16 protein-coding genes are annotated in these 16,358 nt (G+C 69.6%); all 16 read right to left on the bottom strand.

Annotated features, from left to right (window positions below):
* Positions 1–25: 25 nt before the first annotated feature.
* Positions 26–1,006, bottom strand: coding sequence for a WD40/YVTN/BNR-like repeat-containing protein (locus tag AC07XB_RS29975; RefSeq protein WP_492813910.1), 981 nt, complete (start codon positions 1,004–1,006; stop codon positions 26–28).
* Positions 1,007–1,077: 71 nt separating this feature from the next.
* Positions 1,078–2,280 carry an acetyl-CoA C-acyltransferase gene (locus tag AC07XB_RS29970; protein WP_492376433.1) on the bottom strand — a complete coding sequence of 401 codons (1,203 nt, stop codon included), beginning with the start codon at positions 2,278–2,280 and terminating at the stop codon, positions 1,078–1,080.
* A 19-nt stretch (positions 2,281–2,299) separates the two neighbouring features.
* Complete coding sequence (locus AC07XB_RS29965; RefSeq protein WP_492831103.1) at positions 2,300–2,755, bottom strand: MaoC family dehydratase; 456 nt, start codon at positions 2,753–2,755, stop codon at positions 2,300–2,302.
* 34 nt (positions 2,756–2,789) lie between these two features.
* Positions 2,790–3,608, bottom strand: a complete 819-nt coding sequence (locus tag AC07XB_RS29960; protein ID WP_492376435.1) for an SDR family oxidoreductase — start codon at positions 3,606–3,608, stop codon at positions 2,790–2,792.
* 5 nt (positions 3,609–3,613) lie between these two features.
* The gene (locus AC07XB_RS29955; RefSeq protein WP_492831102.1) at positions 3,614–4,828 is read right to left on the bottom strand and encodes an acyl-CoA dehydrogenase family protein; all 1,215 of its coding nucleotides are present in this window, start codon (positions 4,826–4,828) and stop codon (positions 3,614–3,616) included.
* Between the two features lie 35 nt (positions 4,829–4,863).
* Complete coding sequence (locus tag AC07XB_RS29950; RefSeq protein WP_493688129.1) at positions 4,864–6,072, bottom strand: acyl-CoA dehydrogenase family protein; 1,209 nt, start codon at positions 6,070–6,072, stop codon at positions 4,864–4,866.
* 14 nt (positions 6,073–6,086) lie between these two features.
* Complete coding sequence (locus AC07XB_RS29945) at positions 6,087–6,962, bottom strand: SDR family oxidoreductase (RefSeq protein ID WP_492831101.1); 876 nt, start codon at positions 6,960–6,962, stop codon at positions 6,087–6,089.
* A 50-nt stretch (positions 6,963–7,012) separates the two neighbouring features.
* Entirely contained in the window at positions 7,013–8,164 is a 1,152-nt protein-coding gene (locus tag AC07XB_RS29940) for an acetyl-CoA C-acetyltransferase (RefSeq protein WP_492831100.1), read from the bottom strand.
* Positions 8,165–8,178: 14 nt separating this feature from the next.
* Complete coding sequence (locus tag AC07XB_RS29935; RefSeq protein WP_492831099.1) at positions 8,179–9,279, bottom strand: acyl-CoA dehydrogenase family protein; 1,101 nt, start codon at positions 9,277–9,279, stop codon at positions 8,179–8,181.
* 52 nt (positions 9,280–9,331) lie between these two features.
* Complete coding sequence (locus tag AC07XB_RS29930) at positions 9,332–10,501, bottom strand: acyl-CoA dehydrogenase family protein (RefSeq protein ID WP_492831098.1); 1,170 nt, start codon at positions 10,499–10,501, stop codon at positions 9,332–9,334.
* A 9-nt stretch (positions 10,502–10,510) separates the two neighbouring features.
* Positions 10,511–11,329: an enoyl-CoA hydratase family protein gene (locus tag AC07XB_RS29925; RefSeq protein WP_492831097.1), complete on the bottom strand. Its 819-nt coding sequence runs from the start codon at positions 11,327–11,329 to the stop codon at positions 10,511–10,513.
* Between the two features lie 19 nt (positions 11,330–11,348).
* Entirely contained in the window at positions 11,349–12,458 is a 1,110-nt protein-coding gene (locus tag AC07XB_RS29920; protein ID WP_492831096.1) for an NAD(P)H-dependent flavin oxidoreductase, read from the bottom strand.
* Positions 12,455–13,345: an enoyl-CoA hydratase gene (locus tag AC07XB_RS29915; RefSeq protein WP_492376423.1), complete on the bottom strand. Its 891-nt coding sequence runs from the start codon at positions 13,343–13,345 to the stop codon at positions 12,455–12,457. Before AC07XB_RS29915 ends, AC07XB_RS29920 begins: the two co-directional genes overlap by 4 nt.
* 8 nt (positions 13,346–13,353) lie before the next feature.
* Positions 13,354–14,157 (bottom strand): CoA-transferase subunit beta, encoded by an 804-nt coding sequence (locus tag AC07XB_RS29910; RefSeq protein ID WP_492831095.1) that lies wholly within the window; start codon positions 14,155–14,157, stop codon positions 13,354–13,356.
* Between the two features lie 26 nt (positions 14,158–14,183).
* Positions 14,184–15,074 (bottom strand): CoA transferase subunit A, encoded by an 891-nt coding sequence (locus AC07XB_RS29905; protein ID WP_492831094.1) that lies wholly within the window; start codon positions 15,072–15,074, stop codon positions 14,184–14,186.
* Between the two features lie 4 nt (positions 15,075–15,078).
* The gene (locus AC07XB_RS29900; RefSeq protein WP_492831093.1) at positions 15,079–15,975 is read right to left on the bottom strand and encodes a VOC family protein; all 897 of its coding nucleotides are present in this window, start codon (positions 15,973–15,975) and stop codon (positions 15,079–15,081) included.
* Positions 15,976–16,358 lie beyond the last annotated feature (383 nt).

Here is a 16,358-nt window from a genome sequence, read left to right as displayed (position 1 = left end):
CGCTGCTGCTGTGGCGGGGAGAGGATCAGGGCGCGGCATCCGGGGCCAGGGTGAAGCGGGCAATCCCCGCGTTGCCGGCCAGCGTCAGGGCATTCCCCCTTGCGGCCGGAATGAGCGCAGCCAGCGTCTGCGCGCTGCCGCCCGCCACCGGCTTGAAATGGCGCCCGCCGTCCGCCGAGACGGCCAGCATGCCGCCCTGGCCGGCCACCGCGATGCGGCCGTCGGCCAGTTGCACGCCACCGAAGAACGAGGTCTTGAGCCCCACCTCGGCGGCCTCCCAGCTCGCGCCGAAGTCGGCGCTGCGCAGCACGTTGCCGCGCATGCCATAGACCAGCCAGGCGCCGTCACGCAGCGGCAGCACGCCGTAGAGCGAGCCCGCGTAGGGCATCTTGACCGCTTCCCAGGTGCCGCCGCCATCGGCGGAGCGCAGCACCAGGCCGCTCTCGCCTACCAGCATCAGGCGGCCCTGATGATCCCCGGCAATGCCGTTCAGGTGCTTGTCCTGCATCAGCGGCGTGGCTGCGGACTGCCAGTGCCCGCCCTGGTCGTGCGACACCAGGAAGCGCCCGAAGCTGCCGATGGCGAACCACGGGCTAGTCGCCTGGCCCCAGACCCCCAACAGGGGGTCCGACTGTGCCGCATCGAAGGCCACCTGCTGCCAATGCTCGCCGCCGTCGGTGGTGCGCAGGATCCAGCCGCTGTGGCCGACCGCCACACCGACCTTATCGTCCTTGCCGCCGGCAAAGACAAGCTGCGTGAGCGCGGCGCCGTGCTCCGGCGTCACGCTGGCGAGCCGCCAGTGCGCGCCTTCGTCATCGCTGAGCAAGATCGTGCCGCGCTCGCCGACCGCCACCAGGCGGTCGCCGGACCGGCCGATGCCATTGAGCTGCAGCCGATCCGCCCGCAGCGCGGTGGCGGCGAAGGCAGGCAGGGGCCGCGGCGAGAAGGACCATGCCGCGGCAGCCAATACCGTCAGCGACATGGTGATGCCAATCACTTGTTTCATTGTCGTCTCCTCCGTGCCGGGGGCATGGCCGGCCTTGTGCTGGCCGTTCGCACTGCCACCGGCAATGGCCGCTACAGCACGTCGAACAGCGCGGCAGCGCCCATGCCGCCGCCGACGCACATTGTCACCACCGCGTGCGCAGCCCCGCGCCGGCGCGCTTCGAGCAAGGCGTGCGCGGTCATGCGCGCGCCCGACATGCCGAAGGGATGGCCGATCGCGATGGCGCCGCCATTGACGTTCAGCCGCGCGTCGGGAATGCCGAGCGTGTCCCGGCAGTACAGCACCTGGCACGCAAAGGCTTCATTCAGCTCCCAAAGCCCAACATCCTTGACCGTCAGGCCGTGGCGCGCCAGCAGCCTGGGCACGGCGAACACCGGGCCGATGCCCATCTCGTCCGCCGCGCAACCGGCCACGGCCATGCCGCGATAGCGGCCCAGCGGGCGCAAGCCGCGGCGCTCGGCCTGCTCGCGGCTCATCAGCAGCACAGCGGCGGCACCGTCCGACAGTTGCGAGGCATTGCCCGCGGTGATGTGGAGCCCTTGCGGCACCGCGCGCCCGCCACTCCATACCGGCTTGAGCGCGGCCAGGCTGTCGGCGCTGGTATCGGGCCGGTTGCATTCGTCCTGCGCGAGGCGCACGGTCTCATGTCCGGTAAGTGCGCCCGCCTTGTCGAACAGCGCGCGGCGCGTCTCCAGCGGCACGATCTCGTCGTCGAACAGGCCCTGGCGCTGCGCCTCGGCGGTGCGCTGCTGGCTGCGCAGCGCGTACTCGTCCTGCGCCTCCCGGGCTATGCCATAGCGTTGCGCCACCACTTCGGCGGTCTCGATCATTGCCATATAGGCGTCCGGCTGCCGGGCCAGCACCGCCTCGGATTGCGCGCGGTAGGCGTTCTTGTGCTTGTTCTGCGTCAGCGAGATCGACTCGGCGCCGCCGGCCACCACGATGTCGGCCTCGCCGCAGATGATGCTTTTCGCGGCCGTGGCGATGGTCATCAGCCCCGACGAACACATCCGGTCCATGGTCATGCCCGGCACGCTATCGGGCAGGCCCGCCGCCACCGCGCACAACCGGCCCAGGTTGTAGCCCTGCGTGCCCTGCTGCGCGGCGGCGCCGATCAGTACATCGTCGACCTCGGCCGGGTCGATCCCCGCCCGCTCGACCACGGCGCGCACCACGTGCCCGCCCAGCGCCGGCGCCTCGGTATCGTTGAAGGCGCCGCGGAATGCCTTGCCGATGGGCGTACGCGCCACGGCGACAATGACTGCTTCTCTCATGCTGCTTTCCTTGGAAGGATCAAAAGTAATAGCGGCTGATGGTGTCGGCCACGCAGGCCGGCTTATCCTCGCCCTCGATTTCCACGCTGACGCGCACCACCGACTGCACGCCGCCGGGCAGCGCCTCGGCGCGCACCAGTTCGCCCACGCCACGCAGGCGCTTCCCGACCCGCACCGGCGCTGGGAAGCGCACCTTGTCGCAGCCGTAGTTGACGCCCCAGCGCAGGTTTTCGACCGTCAGGATCTCCGGCAGGAACTGGTTGACCAGCGACAGGGTGAGATAGCCGTGCGCAATGCAGGCGCCAAAGGGGCCTTGCGCCGCGCGATCGGGATCCACGTGCAGCCATTGGTGGTCGCCCGTGGCCTCGGCAAAGCCGTCGATACGCGCCTGCGTGATGACGGTCCAGGCGCTGTGGCCCAGTGGCTCGCCCACGGCGCTCATCAGCGCCTCGGCGGAATTGAATACTCGTGTCATGGCTCTCCTTCCTTCGCTTCTTGCCCTACAACCGCTAAGCCCGCTGACTGCTGACTGGCAACACTTCGCCCGTCATATACGACGCATAATCGCTAGCCAGAAACACCATCACATTCGCCACCTCCCACACCTCGGCCGCCCGCCCGAACGCCTCGCGCGAGGCCAGTTCCCGCAGCAGTTCCGCTGGCGCCGACTTCCGCAGGAAATCGTGCAAGGCGATACTCGGCGCCACCGCATTGATGCGCACGCCAAACTCCGCGGCCTCCACCGCGCTGCAGCGTGTCAGCGCCATGACACCGGCCTTGGCGGCGGCGTAGTGGGCCTGCTCCTTCTGCGCCCGCCAGCCCAGCACCGAGGCGTTGTTGACGATGGCCCCGCGCCGGCGCGCCTGCATATGCGGCAACATCGCCCGTGTCATGCGGAAGGTGCCGGTAAGCGTAATGTCGAGCACCCGCGACCATTCGGCATCGTCCATCTCGACTATGCGGCGCGAGCCGCCCAGCCCGGCGTTGTTGATCAGCACATCGGTGCCGCCCAGGGCCTCCTCGGCGGCAGCGACCAGGGACCGCACCTGGGCCTGGTCGGAGACGTCACAAAGCTGGCCGTGGATCGCCTGCAGGCCGGTCTCGGCGCGCAGGGTCGCCACAGCCTCGTCGAGCCGCCTTTCGTGGATATCGGAGATCATCAGCGCGCGGCAGCCCTCCTCCGCGCAGCGGCGGGCGGCGGCAAAACCGATGCCCGCGCCGGCGGCGGCGGTGATCAGCACGCTCTTGCCGGCCAGCAACTGGTGGCCGGCCACATAGGCCGGCGGAGGGATCGGGGTGCCGGCCATGGCCGGTTGCTTGTCTGCCATTTCAGTCATGACTGTCCTCTGGCCTCGCGGGGCATGCCCAGCCCGCGCTCGGCGATGATGTTGAGCTGGATTTCGTTGGTACCGGCGTAAATGGTGTCGGCGCGCGAGAACAGCGCCATCTGCTGCAGGCGCGTGCGGCGCACGTCCGCTTCGTCGATCCGGTTGGCGTTGGGGCCAAGCACGTCGAGCGCGAGCTGGCCCAGGTCGCGGTGCCAGTTCGACCAGTAGTACTTGTAGATCAGGGTTTCGCGCTGCAGCGCCGCGCTGGCATCGCCGGCACTGCCCTCGGCGCCTTCCAGCATGCGCAGCGCGTTGTAGCGCATCACCCGCAAGCCGGCCCAGGCGCGCGCCATGCGCTGGCGCAGCGCAGCGTCCTGCCAGGCACCGTTGGCGCGCGCGGCCTCGGCGATCCAGCCAAGCTCGTGGGTGAACTGCATCTGCTGGCCCAGGGTGGAGATGCCGCGCTCGAAGCCCAGCAGCGCCATGGCGATGCGCCAGCCGTCGCCCGGCGCGCCCAGCACATCGCCGGCGGCGGCGCGCGCGCCATCGAAGAACACCTCGTTGAACTCCACACCGCCACCCATCTGGCGGATCGGGCGGATCTCCACGCCCGGCTGCGCCAGCGGCATCAGCAGGAAAACCAGGCCCTTGTTGCCGCGCGACGCCGCATCGCAGCGCGCCAGCACGAAGATCCAGTCCGACTCGTGGGCCAGCGAGGTCCACACCTTCTGCCCGCTCACGCGCCAGTCCCCGGTGACGGGATCGCGCTCGGCGCGGGTGCGCACATTGGCGAGATCCGAGCCGGCGCCCGGCTCCGAGTAGCCCTGGCACCAGAACTCCGTGCCGTTGCGGATGCCCGGCAGGAAGCGGGCCTGCTGCGCCTCGCTGCCAAAGGCGATCAGGGTCGGGCCGATCAGCCCTTCGCCGATATGGCCCATGCGGCCGGGGCCGCCGGCACGCGCGTACTCCTCCTGGAAGATCACCTGCGACATCACCGGCAGGCCGCGCCCGCCGTGCGCCTGCGGCCAGCCCACGCAGGTCCAGCCACCTTCGGCCAGGCGGCGCTCCCAGGCCTTGCGCAGCCCCGGATGCGCCTCTTCGTCGCCGGGGCCGCCGCGATGCTTCAGGCAGTCGAATTCGCCGCTCAGGTTGGCGGACATCCAGTCCGCCACCTCCGCGCGCAGTTGCGCTTGGCCAGCGGAGGCATTTTGGTTTTCCATCGAATCCATGCTTGTCCTTGCGCTGCTGATATGGCTCATGCGGCCAACAGGCCGTCGGCGATCCGGGCGAGCGCGGCGGCGGCACCTCCCAGCCAGCCGCCGGCGGCCTGCGCGCGCTTGAAATAGAGCTGCGGGTCGTACTCCCAGGTAAAGCCCACGCCGCCGTGCAACTGGATGGCTTCCTGGGCGCAGAAGCCGAAGGCGTCGCCGGCGGCAAGGCGCGCGGCGGCAACATCGAGCCTGGCTGCGTCGATCCTGTCACTTGCCGCGCCGCCTGCCGCGCCCGCCTGCCAGGCCCGCGCGGCGCCGTGCACCGCGGAGCGCGCGGCTTCCACCGCCACCATCATCTGCGCGCAGCGGTGCTTGACCGCCTGGAAGGCGGCGATCGGCCGGCCAAACTGGATGCGCTCGGCGGCATAGGCCACGGTGAGGTCAAGGCATTGCTGGGCGCCGCCAAGCTGCTCGGCGGCGAGCATCAGGCTGCCGTGCCACACGGCGGCGCCTACGCCCGCCGCCACTCCGGCGCCTTGCGCCAGGCAAGCGTTAGCCTCCACGCGCAGCCCGTCGAAGACGAGGTCCGCCAGCGCTCGGGTACGGTCCAGCACCGCCAGCCGGCGCAGCCCGAAGCCTGGCTGGCCTGCCAGCGCCGCCGCTTGCAACAGGAACAGCGCCGGCTGCCCTGCCGCGTCGCCGGACAGGCGCGCGGGCACCAGCAGCCAGTCCGCGCCGGCGGCGTCGAACACCTGCGCCACCTGCCCGTCCAGCACGAAGCCATGCCCGGCCGCGGCGGCAGTGACGGTCAGCGCATCGGCATCGAGCGAGCCATCCGCGCCGGGCGCCATCCAGCCGGGCAAGACCAGCGCGGCACGCGCCTCGCCCTGCGCCAGCCGCGCCAGCCACGGCGCGGCGGCCTCGGGCGCGAGGCTGCCCGCCAGCGCCGGCGCCGCCAGGCAGATGGCCGACCAGTACGGCACGCAGGCCAGCCGCTGGCCCATCTGCTCCATTAGCAGCGCCAGCTCGACGGCGCCCAGCCCGGCGCCGCCGGCCGCCTCCGGCAAGGCAATGCCGCACCAGCCCAGCTCGCCGGCCATTTCCCGCCACAGGGCGGTGTCATGGCCGTCCTGCGCCGTGCCCGCAACCGCATCCACCACCCGCCGGACCGCCGCCGAATCGCTGCGCACGGCCAGGAAATCGCGCGCGGTGTCGCGGATCATTTGTTGTTCCAGGGAGAGCGTGAAGCGCATCGTCCGTCCCCGCCTCAAGTGCCGTAGACGCGTTGCGCCGGCTCGGCGCGGGCGAGCAGCGCGTCGATCGCGCCGCCCAGCTCGGCCGCTTGCCAGCGCGTGCCCTTGTCGGTGCTCGCGCCGGTGCGCCAGCCGTGCGCCACCGCCACCATGCCGCCCGCCGCCTCGAACACGCGGCCGGTGACATGGCGCGAAGCCGCGCTGCCAAGCCAGACCACCAGCGGCGCGATATTGGCCGGGTCGTAGTAGTCGAAGCCTTCGGCCGGCGCCTTCATCATCTCCGCAAACACGCCTTCGGTCATGCCGGTGCGGGCCGCCGGCGCGAGCGCATTGGCGGTGATGCCGTAGCGCGCCAGTTCCGCCGCCTGCACGAGCGTCAGCGCGGCAATACCGGCCTTGGCGGCGGCATAGTTGGACTGGCCCACCGAGCCTTGCAGCCCCGCGCCGGAGCTGGTGTTGACGATGCGCGCATCGACCGGCCGCCCGGCCTTGGCTGCGTCGCGCCAGCGCCGGGCCAGCAGGTTGGCCAGGCAGAAGTGGCCGCGCAGGTGCACGCGCATCACATCGTCCCAGTCGGCTTCGCTCAGGCTGACGAACATGCGGTCGCGGCAGATGCCGGCGTTGTTGACCAGCACGTGCACCTCGCCGAACGCCGCCAGCGCGGCATCGACGATGCGCTGGGCCGTGGCCAGTTGCGTGATGTCGTCATCGCTGGCGAGCGCCCGCCCGCCTTGCGCGCGGATCTGCGCGCATACCGCCTCGGCCGCCTCGCGGCGAATATCGTTGACCACCACGCTGGCGCCTTCCGCTGCGAAGGCCAGCGCATAGGCGCGCCCCAGGCCGCCGCCGGCGCCGGTGATGATGACGGTCCGTCCGTCGCAGATTCCCATGTCGCTACTCCCCTTGTCCGTTGCTTGCGCCAGTGCCCCGGGAACCCGGCTCACAGGCGCTCGATGATGGTGACGTTGGCCAGGCCGCCGCCCTCGCACATGGTCTGCAGGCCGTAGCGGCCGCCCGTGCGCTCCAGCTCGTGCAACAGCGTGGTCATCAGCCGCGCGCCGGTGGCGCCGAGCGGATGCCCCAGCGCGATGGCGCCGCCGTTCGGGTTGGTGCGCTCGGCCGGGTAGCCGGTCTCGGCCAGCCAGGCCATCGCCACCGAAGCGAACGCCTCGTTGATCTCCACCACGTCGATGTCCTCCCAGCGCAGGCCGCTGCGCACCAGCGCGCGTTTCGTGGCGGGAATGGGCGCGGTCAGCATCCACAGCGGGTCGTCACCCATCACGCTCATATGGGCGATACGCGCGCGCGGCGTCAGCCCGTAGCGCTTGAGCGCGTCTTCGGAGACCACCAGCAATGCCGCCGCCGCGTCCGCGGTCTGGCTGGAAACGGCGGCGGTCAGTGCACTGCCGGGCATCAGTGGTTCGAGCGATGCCATCTTGGCGAGCGTGGTATCGGGCCGCGGCGTTTCGTCATGGACTACGCCTGCGCAAGGCACGATCTCGCGCTGGAAGCGGCCGCCCTCGATGGCCATGGCCGCGCGCTGGTGGCTTTGCAGCGCGTAGGCTTCCATTGCCTCGCGCGACAGATTCCAGTGCCCGGCGATGCGCTGCGCGGCGTCGAACTGCGACACCGGCTGGTCACCGAAGCGCGCCTGCCAGCCCTTGCTGCCGGAGAACGGATCGGAGAAGCCAAGCGCCTGCCCGGCCAGCATGGCCGACGAGATCGGGATCTGCGTCATGGTCTGCACGCCGCCGGCGACGACCACGTCCTGGTTGCCGCTCATCACCGCCTGCGCGGCGAAGTGCACAGCCTGCTGCGACGAACCGCACTGGCGGTCCACTGTCACGCCGGGCACGGCAAGCGGCAGCCCGGCAGCCAGCCAGGCGCTGCGGGCGATATTGCCGGCCAGCGGCCCGATGGTGTCGACGCAGCCGAACACCACGTCGTCGTACTCCGCGGCCGGGATGGCGTTGCGCCCCACCAGCTCGGCCAGCACGAAGCCGCCCAGGTCGGCCCCGTGCATGTGTGCCAGGCCGCCCTTGCGGCGTCCGGTCGGGGTGCGCAGCGCGTCGACGATATATGCATCTCTCATGGTCATTCCGCCTGTCAAAGTGTTGATGCCGAGTTGGCTGTGGTGGCAAAGGTGGCGCCGGCGCCGATCGGCACGGCCGCCCCGAGGATGTGCGCGTCCACGCGCGCCTTGTGCAAGGCCCGGTCGCCCCAGCTGTCGGCCAGGGCCCACGCGCGCTTCATGAAGATCTGCAAGTCCAGCTCCCACGTGTAGCCCATGGCGCCGTGCACCTGCATGGTGTTGCGTGCCGCGAGCAGCGCGGCGCGCGTGGCGGCCAGCAGCGCGTGCGACACATGCAGCCCGGCGGTGCCATGGCCTTGCGCCAGCGTGCAGGCCGCGCGGTACACCACCGGCTTGGCGAATTCGTGCTGGATGGCGACATCCGCCAGCAGGTGCTTGAGCGCCTGGTTGGCGCCGATGGCCTTGCCGAACTGCTTGCGCTGGATGCTGTAGTCGATGGCGATATCCAGCATGCGTTGCGTCAGGCCGAGCATCTGCGCGGCGACGCCGAGCGCCCCGCGGTTGAGCGCGGCTTCCCACATGGGCTTCGCGGCCGTCGCGGGCAGCAGCAGGCTGCCGTCGTCCGGCGCCCAGCTAAGCGCGAAGAGCCGGCGTGATGGATCAAGGCTCGCGTGCGCGGCAAGCGTGGCCTGCGCCGGCAGCACCAGGTGCAGCGCGCCGCCGTGCTCGCAGAGGATGGCGTCGGCGACATGGGCGTCGGCCACCATGGCTTGCCCCGGATGCGCCACCGCCAGGCGCGCGCTGCCGTCCGCGATGCGGCGCAGCCAGCTTTCGCAGCGTTCGCGGATGCCTGTGTCCCGCGTGGCGGCGTGGCAGTCCGACAGCATGCCGGCCGCCACCAGCGCGGTGTCCAACAGCGGCTCGGCCAGGGCGAAGTAGCCGCACTCCTGCGCCAGCGGCGCCCATTCTATTTCCGACAGGCCCAGGCCGCCGCAAGCCTCCGGCACCAGCACGGCCGTCAGGCCCTGCCCGGCCAGCCGCTGCCAAAGCGCGTCGGAGCGGCCGCTTGCGCTGCTCCATTGTTCCCGCGCCAGTTCCGGCGTCATTTCGATCATCAGGAAGCGCCTGATCGAATCGACGAACTGTTGCTGCTCTTCGTTAAATGCGAATTCCATGGTGGTTCACGGTTGAGTCGAGGACGAAGCCGGACTGTCTGCCGCCGCGCGCTCAGGCGCGCGGCATCCCCAGCATGCGTTCGGCGACGATGTTGCGCTGGATCTCATTGGTGCCTGCGTAGATCGGCCCGGCCTGCGCGAACAGGAAGCCGTCGAGCCAGGCACCGAGCGTGCCTTGCGTCGCGTCTTGCGCGGGCACCAGCTCGCCCCGCTGGCCAAGGATCGCCAGCGCGGTTTCGTGCATGCGGATATCCAGCTCGGACCAGAACACCTTGTTGGTGCTGGACTCCGCGCCGATCTGTCCGCCCTTGACCAGCCTGCTGGCGGTGGCGTAGGTGGACAGCGCATAGGCCTCGGCATCCATCCAGGCGCGCGTGACCGCTTCACGCAGCGAGGGATCGCGGTCGGCCTGCTCCCGATGCTCGAGATAGAGTTGCACCAGCGCCCGCGCGGTCTCCTGGAAGCGCGCCGGCGAGCGCAGCATCAGCCCGCGCTCGAAACCGGCGGTGGCCATCGCCACGTGCCAGCCCGCGCCCTCCGCCGCCAGGCGGTTCTCCGCCGGCACCCGCACATCGTCGAAAAAAATCTCGGCAAAGCCGGTCAGGCCGTTGAGCTGGCGGATGGGCCGCACCGTGATGCCCGGCGTATCCAGCGGCATCAGCAGGAAGGTCAGGCCGTGGTGGCGCGACGAGCCGGGATCGGTGCGGAACAGGCCGAACAGCCAGTCGGCCCAGACCGCGCGGGTCGACCAGATCTTCTGCCCGTTGAGCACGTACTCGTCGCCCTGCCGGATGGCGGTGCAGCGGATCGCGGCCATGTCGGAGCCCGCGTTCGGCTCCGACCAGCCCTGCGCCCATACGTGCTCGCCGGCGGCCATGCGCGGCAGGAAACGCGCCTTCTGCTCCGGCGTGCCGAACTCCATCAAGGTCGGCCCGAGCAGGAAGATGCCGTTCTGGTTGACGCGCATCGGCGCGCCGGCCCGCCAGTACTCTTCCTCGAAAATCAGCCATTCGATCAGGTCGCAGCCGCGTCCGCCCAGCTCTTTGGGCCAGGTGACCATGCTCCAGCGTCCCTCGTACAGGGTGCGCTCCCAGGCGCGATGCTGCGTGAAGCCTTCGGCGGTGTCGAAGCTGGCCAGCGGCGCGCGCGGCACGCGTTCGGCCAGCCAGGCGCGGATCTCGGCCCGGAAGGCCTGCTGGCGTTCGGTGTATTCAAGATGCATCTGGCCGCCTCACGCGTTGACGGTGGGAGCCTGCGCCGCGAAGCGCGCCTCGCGCCCTTCCACGAAGGCGGCGCGCGCCTCGTCGGAATCCGCGCTCATATAGGCTTGCAGCGTGAAGCCCTGCTCCCAGCGGTACTTGTCCTCGAGATTGCCGTCCTCCACGCCGTTGAGCGCCTCCTTGGCCAGGCGCACCATGGCCGGGCTCTTCCGGGCGATCCGCCGCGCCATCTCCAGCGCGGTATCGCGTAGTGCCGTGCGCGGCACCACCCGTTCCACCGCCCCCAGGCGGTAGGCCTCGGCGGCGTCGATCATGTCGCCGGTGAAATACATCGCCCGCACCTTCTGCACGCCAAACATGCGCTGCAGGTGGGCACCGCCGCCCATGGCGCCACGGTCGATCTCCGGCACGCCGAAGCGCGCGCACTCGGCGGCGATCAGGATGTCAGCCGCGCCGCAGATGCCGATGCCGCCGCCGAGCACGAAGCCGTGCACCGCCGCGATAACAGGCTTTGGATTGCGGTGGACCGCGCGGAAAGTGGCGTAGTTGCCGGCGTTGACCGCCACGATGCGCTGCGGGTGCGCCGCCAGCTCCTTGATGTCGACCCCGGCGCAGAAGCCGCGCCCCTCGCCGCGCAGCACGATCACGCGCACGGCGTCATCCCCGCCGAGCCGCTCGATGGCCGCCGCCAGCGCATGCCAGCCCGCGCTGTCCAGCGCGTTGACCGGGGGATGGGCGATCGCCAGTTCCGCCACGCCGTCCCGCACCTCGATGTGGAAGGGCTGGGTACCGTCCTGTGCTACAGGCTCGCTTGATCTCGTCGTTGTCATGAACGTCTGCCTTCAATATTCAATAGATGGCTTGGATGGGGTTGCTGCGTTCCGGCCTGGCGCTGGCTGGTCCCGCCAGGGCAGCCAGGCGTGCCTGGGCCTGCGCAGCGATGCGGGCAACGATCTGCTCGCAGGATTCAATGGCGCCAATGGCCGCCGCGGCCTGTCCGCTCGGCAGCACGCCTTCGTCGGGGTGGCCCTCTACCATGGCGCGCTGGATCAGCACGGGCGCGTTGGCCGCCATCAGCGTCTGCGCCGCGGTGTAATCGTGCTGGCGCAGCGCGCGCCAGCCAACCGCCAGCATCTGCACAAGCCCCATGCCGCTGTGCCGGCGCCACTGGCGGGCGGTGGCCAGCGCCATCAGCGTGCGGCGCAGCGGTCCGGCCTGCTCCAGCGCCAGCAGCAGGCGGTTGTCGATCATCCGCTGCGGCAAGCCGTCGATGGCAAGCGAGACGCGGATCTGCGCCGCGTCCCGGACCGCCACGTAGCGCGCCAGCGTTTGCGCCGGCACCGGCGACTCACTCGACATCAGGAAGCGCGTGCCCATGGCGATCCCCGCCGCGCCGTAGGCCAGCGCCGCCGCCAGCCCGCGGCCGTCGAAGAAGCCGCCCGCGGCCACCACCGGCACCGCCACCTTGTCCAGCACTTGCGGCAGCAGCAGCGTGGTGGGCGTGCCACCCGTATGCCCGCCGCCCTCGCCGCCCTGCACGGTCACCACGTCAGCGCCCAGTTCCACGGCCTTGGCGGCGTGCTTGGCTGCGCCCACGGTGGGCATGCACACCACGCCCGCGGCCTTGAGCCGGCCGATCATGGCGGCGTCCGGCCCGCGCCCGTAGCTGACCGCGCGCAGCCGGTGGCGGATGGCCATCTCGACTACCTCATCCGCGTTGGGCTGGAACATATGGAAGTTGATGCCGAAGGGCTGGCCCGTGAGCGCCTTCACCCGCAGGATCTCTTGCTCGACTTCGCCCGGCTCGATGGTGGCGCCGGCCAGGAAGCCGAAGGCCCCGGCATTGCTGGTGGCGGCCACCAGGCGGGCATCGGCCACCCAGCCCATCGCGGTCTGCACGATCGGATAGCGGCAACCCAGCAAGTCGCACAGCACGGTATGCAGGGGCGCGCCGCTCATGCCGCCTTCTCCTCGCCGGTGCGTTGCGATGCCGCCATGGCGCGTGCATCAAAGCCGCCCAGCTTGTCGCCACTGACCAGCTCATTGTGGGCGTGGGCGAAGTGGTGCCAGGCAAAGGCGGCATCCATGGCGGCGCGCTTGCCCTGCAGTTCTTCCACGTGATTGATGGCCTGCTTGGTGAGGCTCAAGCCCAGCCGTGGCATCTGCGCGATCTTGGCCGCCATGCCCTGCGCAGCGGCATCCAGCGCCTCGCGCGGCACCACGCGGTTGACCATGCCCATCTGGTAGGCGCGCTGGGCATCCATGCGCTCGCCCATGAAGAGGAATTCCTTGGCGATGCGCGGGTTGAGCTCGTAGGCGTGCGCGAAATACTCGACGCCCGGAATGCCCATGCGCACCACCGGATCGGCGAAGAAGGCATCGTCCGACGCGACGATCAGGTCGCACACCCAGGCCAGCATCAGGCCCCCGGCAATGCAGGCACCGTGCACCATCGCGATGGTCGGCTTGGGCAGGTCGCGCCAGCGCCGGCACATGCCGAGGTAGACCTCCTGCTCGCGGGTGTAAAGCATCTCGCCGCCGGGCTTGCCCACATGGTCGGGCCAGAGCGAGACGCGCTCGAACGACTCGCCAATGTCGCGCCCCGGCGTGCCGATATCGTGACCGGCCGAGAAGTGCTTGCCGGCGCCGCGCAGGATCACGACCTTGACCGCGTCGTCCGCAGCCGCGCGCCGGAAGGCCTCGTCCAGCGCGTAGGTCATCTTGGAGTTCTGCGCGTTGTGGTACTGCGGCCGGTTCATGGTGACGGTGGCCACGCCGTCGGCCGCTGCATAGAGCACCTCGGCGTTGGGGCCCAGCCCGAGGGATTCGGTGGCTTGCGATGACATGGTGTTCCTCACGCGCCGCGAACGGCCGGGTTGTCGCGCACGATGGTGGCACGCAGGTTGTGCGGATCGAGCCGGACTATGACGGCCAGCTCCTCCGCAGTGGGCGCGGCCGTTTCCGGCAGTATTTCTCCGGATGCGTTGGCCAGTGCGAAGCCTGTGGCTGCCCGCACCTGCTCCAGGCTGACGCCGGGATGCAGCGAACACACGCGGATGGCGTGATCGGGACCGGTGAAATCCATCACGCACAGGTCGGTCACGATGACCCGCAGGTCGACAAAGCTGCGCATGCCTTCGATCCGGCGCGCCGGGTTATAGCCCACGCTGCACACCATATCGACCTCGCCGGCGACAAAGGCGCGCGGGCTATGCGCCGGCACAAAGAAGGAGTTGGCGTGGTGGATGCTGTTGCCGGGAAAGCCGCGTGCGCCGAGCAGCTGCTTCTTTGGCCGCGCATGCGTGCCGCCGAGCATGGAGATATTGGCCTGGCCGAAGCGGTCGATCTGGGTGGGCATCACCAGCGCATGCCGGCGCCCGCCCCACAGGCAGTCGAACACGCGCGCATAGCCCATCCAGCCGCTGGCGCGCACCTTGAAGCCCGCCTCGCGGCGCCCCAGCGGCACCGGCTCTTCCACCAGGTAGGCTTCGCCGTCGGTCAGCATCAGGCCGGGGTTGTGCAGCCACCGCGCCAGCCCGGCCGCGATGCGCGGGCCGGTGCCGATGCCGGTGGCCATGACCTCGCCGTCGTCGCGCCAGGCGCGGGCCGCGGCGGCGATCATCAGTTCGGCGAGAGTGAATTGTTGAGTGGCGCTCACGATGGCTCCTTCTCCTTGTGACGGGTTCAAAGGACCGGCAACGGCAGGTCCAGCACGTGGCCCATGCCACCGATCTTGTCCAGGTAGCCGGCTTCGGTGTCGCCGATCACGTCCTTGCGGTAGGTGGCGAAGCCCGCCGCTTGCTCGGCGCTGGCGCAGTAAGCCTTCAACTGCGGCAGGTCAAAACCATAGACAGGCCCGCAGGAAGTGGGATGCGCACCGCCCGGCGCGTGCACCACGCCGCTGACGAGCGCGCGCTCGAACGGGTTGTTGCGCGCCCGCGCCAGGTCTTCGTCCTCCAGGCGGCCGTGCAGGACCTCGCAGCTCACATAGCACTGGCCGGCCGCCCGCGCGAACCATTCGTCGAAGAAGGGATCCGGGCCGTCGATGCGGGTATTGCCCAGCACATCGCTTTCGTTGACGTGCAGCAGCGCGGCGTCCAGCGCGATGGCCGGCATCGCCAGCAGGACTTCGCCATCGGCGTAGGGCGAGCGGACGGTCTTGAGTTCGGGGTTGCAAGCCAGCACGTCGGTCCCGAGCCCGGCGCGCGTCGGCAGGAACGGCAGGCGCGCGGCGGCGGCGCGCAGGCCGAGCTGCAACATACCCTCGTCGAGTTCCCAGACGTCGATTTCCCCGCGCTCGCGCGCCCCGCGAAAATGCGGCTCCAGCGGGATCACGTCAAGCGAGACGAAGCCGAACACCACCTTGCGCACCTTGCCCGCTGCGCACAGCATGCCGACTTCCGGGCCGCCGTAGGCCACCACGGTGAGATCCTTCAGCGGCGAGCGCAGGATTTCCCGCACCAGCGCCATCGGCTTGCGGCGGGGCCCCCATCCACCGATGCCGATGGTCATGCCATCGGCGAGGCGGGCGGCCACTTCGGCCGCGGTCATGGTCTTGTCCAGTGTCTTGAGCATAGTTCTAGCGATATCCGATGCTGAAATCGTGGCCCCACAGGCTGACCCGGGTGGCCTCGTAGGCGGCGTGCTGGCTCCAGTCGACCACCAGCCCGCCGTAGCCGTACTCGAGGTCGAAGCCGCCGGGCGTCTTCATGTAGAAGGAAACAACGCGATCGTTGCAGTGCTGGCCCAGCGTGGCCGAGAGCGCCACGCCATGCTGCTGCGCGCGGTCGAGCGCGCGGCCCACCTCCGTCATGTCCTGCACCTCGGCCATCACATGGATGCAGCCGCTGGGCGCGCTCGCCTCGAAGATGGCCAGGCTGTGGTGCCGCCCGTTGCCGCAATGCAGGAAGTGGATGCGCTTCTCCGGCTCGGCCGGATCCGTGGTGAAGCGCGCGCGGAAGATATCCGACAGGCCGAAACCCATCACATCGCGCAGGAAGGCATAGGTTTCGTCGAAGGCCGGAGCCGGCAGCACGGAGTGCCCCGCGCCCAGCGGATCGGTGACGAAGCACGACACGCCGATGGGCGAGACAAAGCGCAGGAAGTCCGAACGCATGCCCCAGAAAATCTCGTGCCGGTTGCCGGAAGGATCGGTGAACCAGGCCATGGCCTGGGTGCGCCGCTGGATGCGCTCGGTCTCGCTGGCATGGGTGACTTCCACGTTGGCCGCGCGCAACGTTGCGAGCGCGTGGTCGAAAGCCGCCTCGCCGGCCAGCTCCCAGCCCGATGCCAGGTAGCGGTCCCGCTTGCCGGGTACGATCAGGTAGCGGTAGTCGCGCTCGTCCATCTTGAGGTAGAGCGCGCCGTGGGGGGCGTTGGTGCACGCCATGCCGAGCACTTGCTCGCCGTAGTGGCGCCAGCGTTCGGTGTCGGTGGACTCGACGACGATATAGCCGAGTGCTCGGATGTCCATCATGCTGCCTCCTCGCTGTTCTTGGAATTCATTTGCTGCCGGGTTGGGTGCGGCAGGTTGGTGAAGCCATTGTTCAGCGGAAGTGGGATGTGTACATCGTCTGTTGGGACTAGCCTTGTGGGATTGGTTTGCTGTTTCTAGCTCCACTGGCGCGGGTTTTGGCGTTTTTGGGGTGGGGTTTTCCTGCTTCTAGCTGCTGATGCAGATTAGCGTGAGTGGGCGGTGTTTTGGGGCTTCTAGCTGCTGTCGCGGCTGTACGGGGCTGACCGTTTTAGAACGTGTGAGATGTCACTTTTCTTTACTCGTAAAGAGGGTGAGGACAAATTCAGGCATTGGACAATCGGCGTACGAGCAAACGTGCCTGAGATAGCCAGACCCAGGCGGTT

It is taken from the genome of Cupriavidus sp. GW821-FHT02F09, from assembly GCF_059421605.1.
The sequence above is the reverse complement of the archived record's forward strand: the minus strand, read 5'-3'. Positions and strand labels throughout refer to the sequence as shown.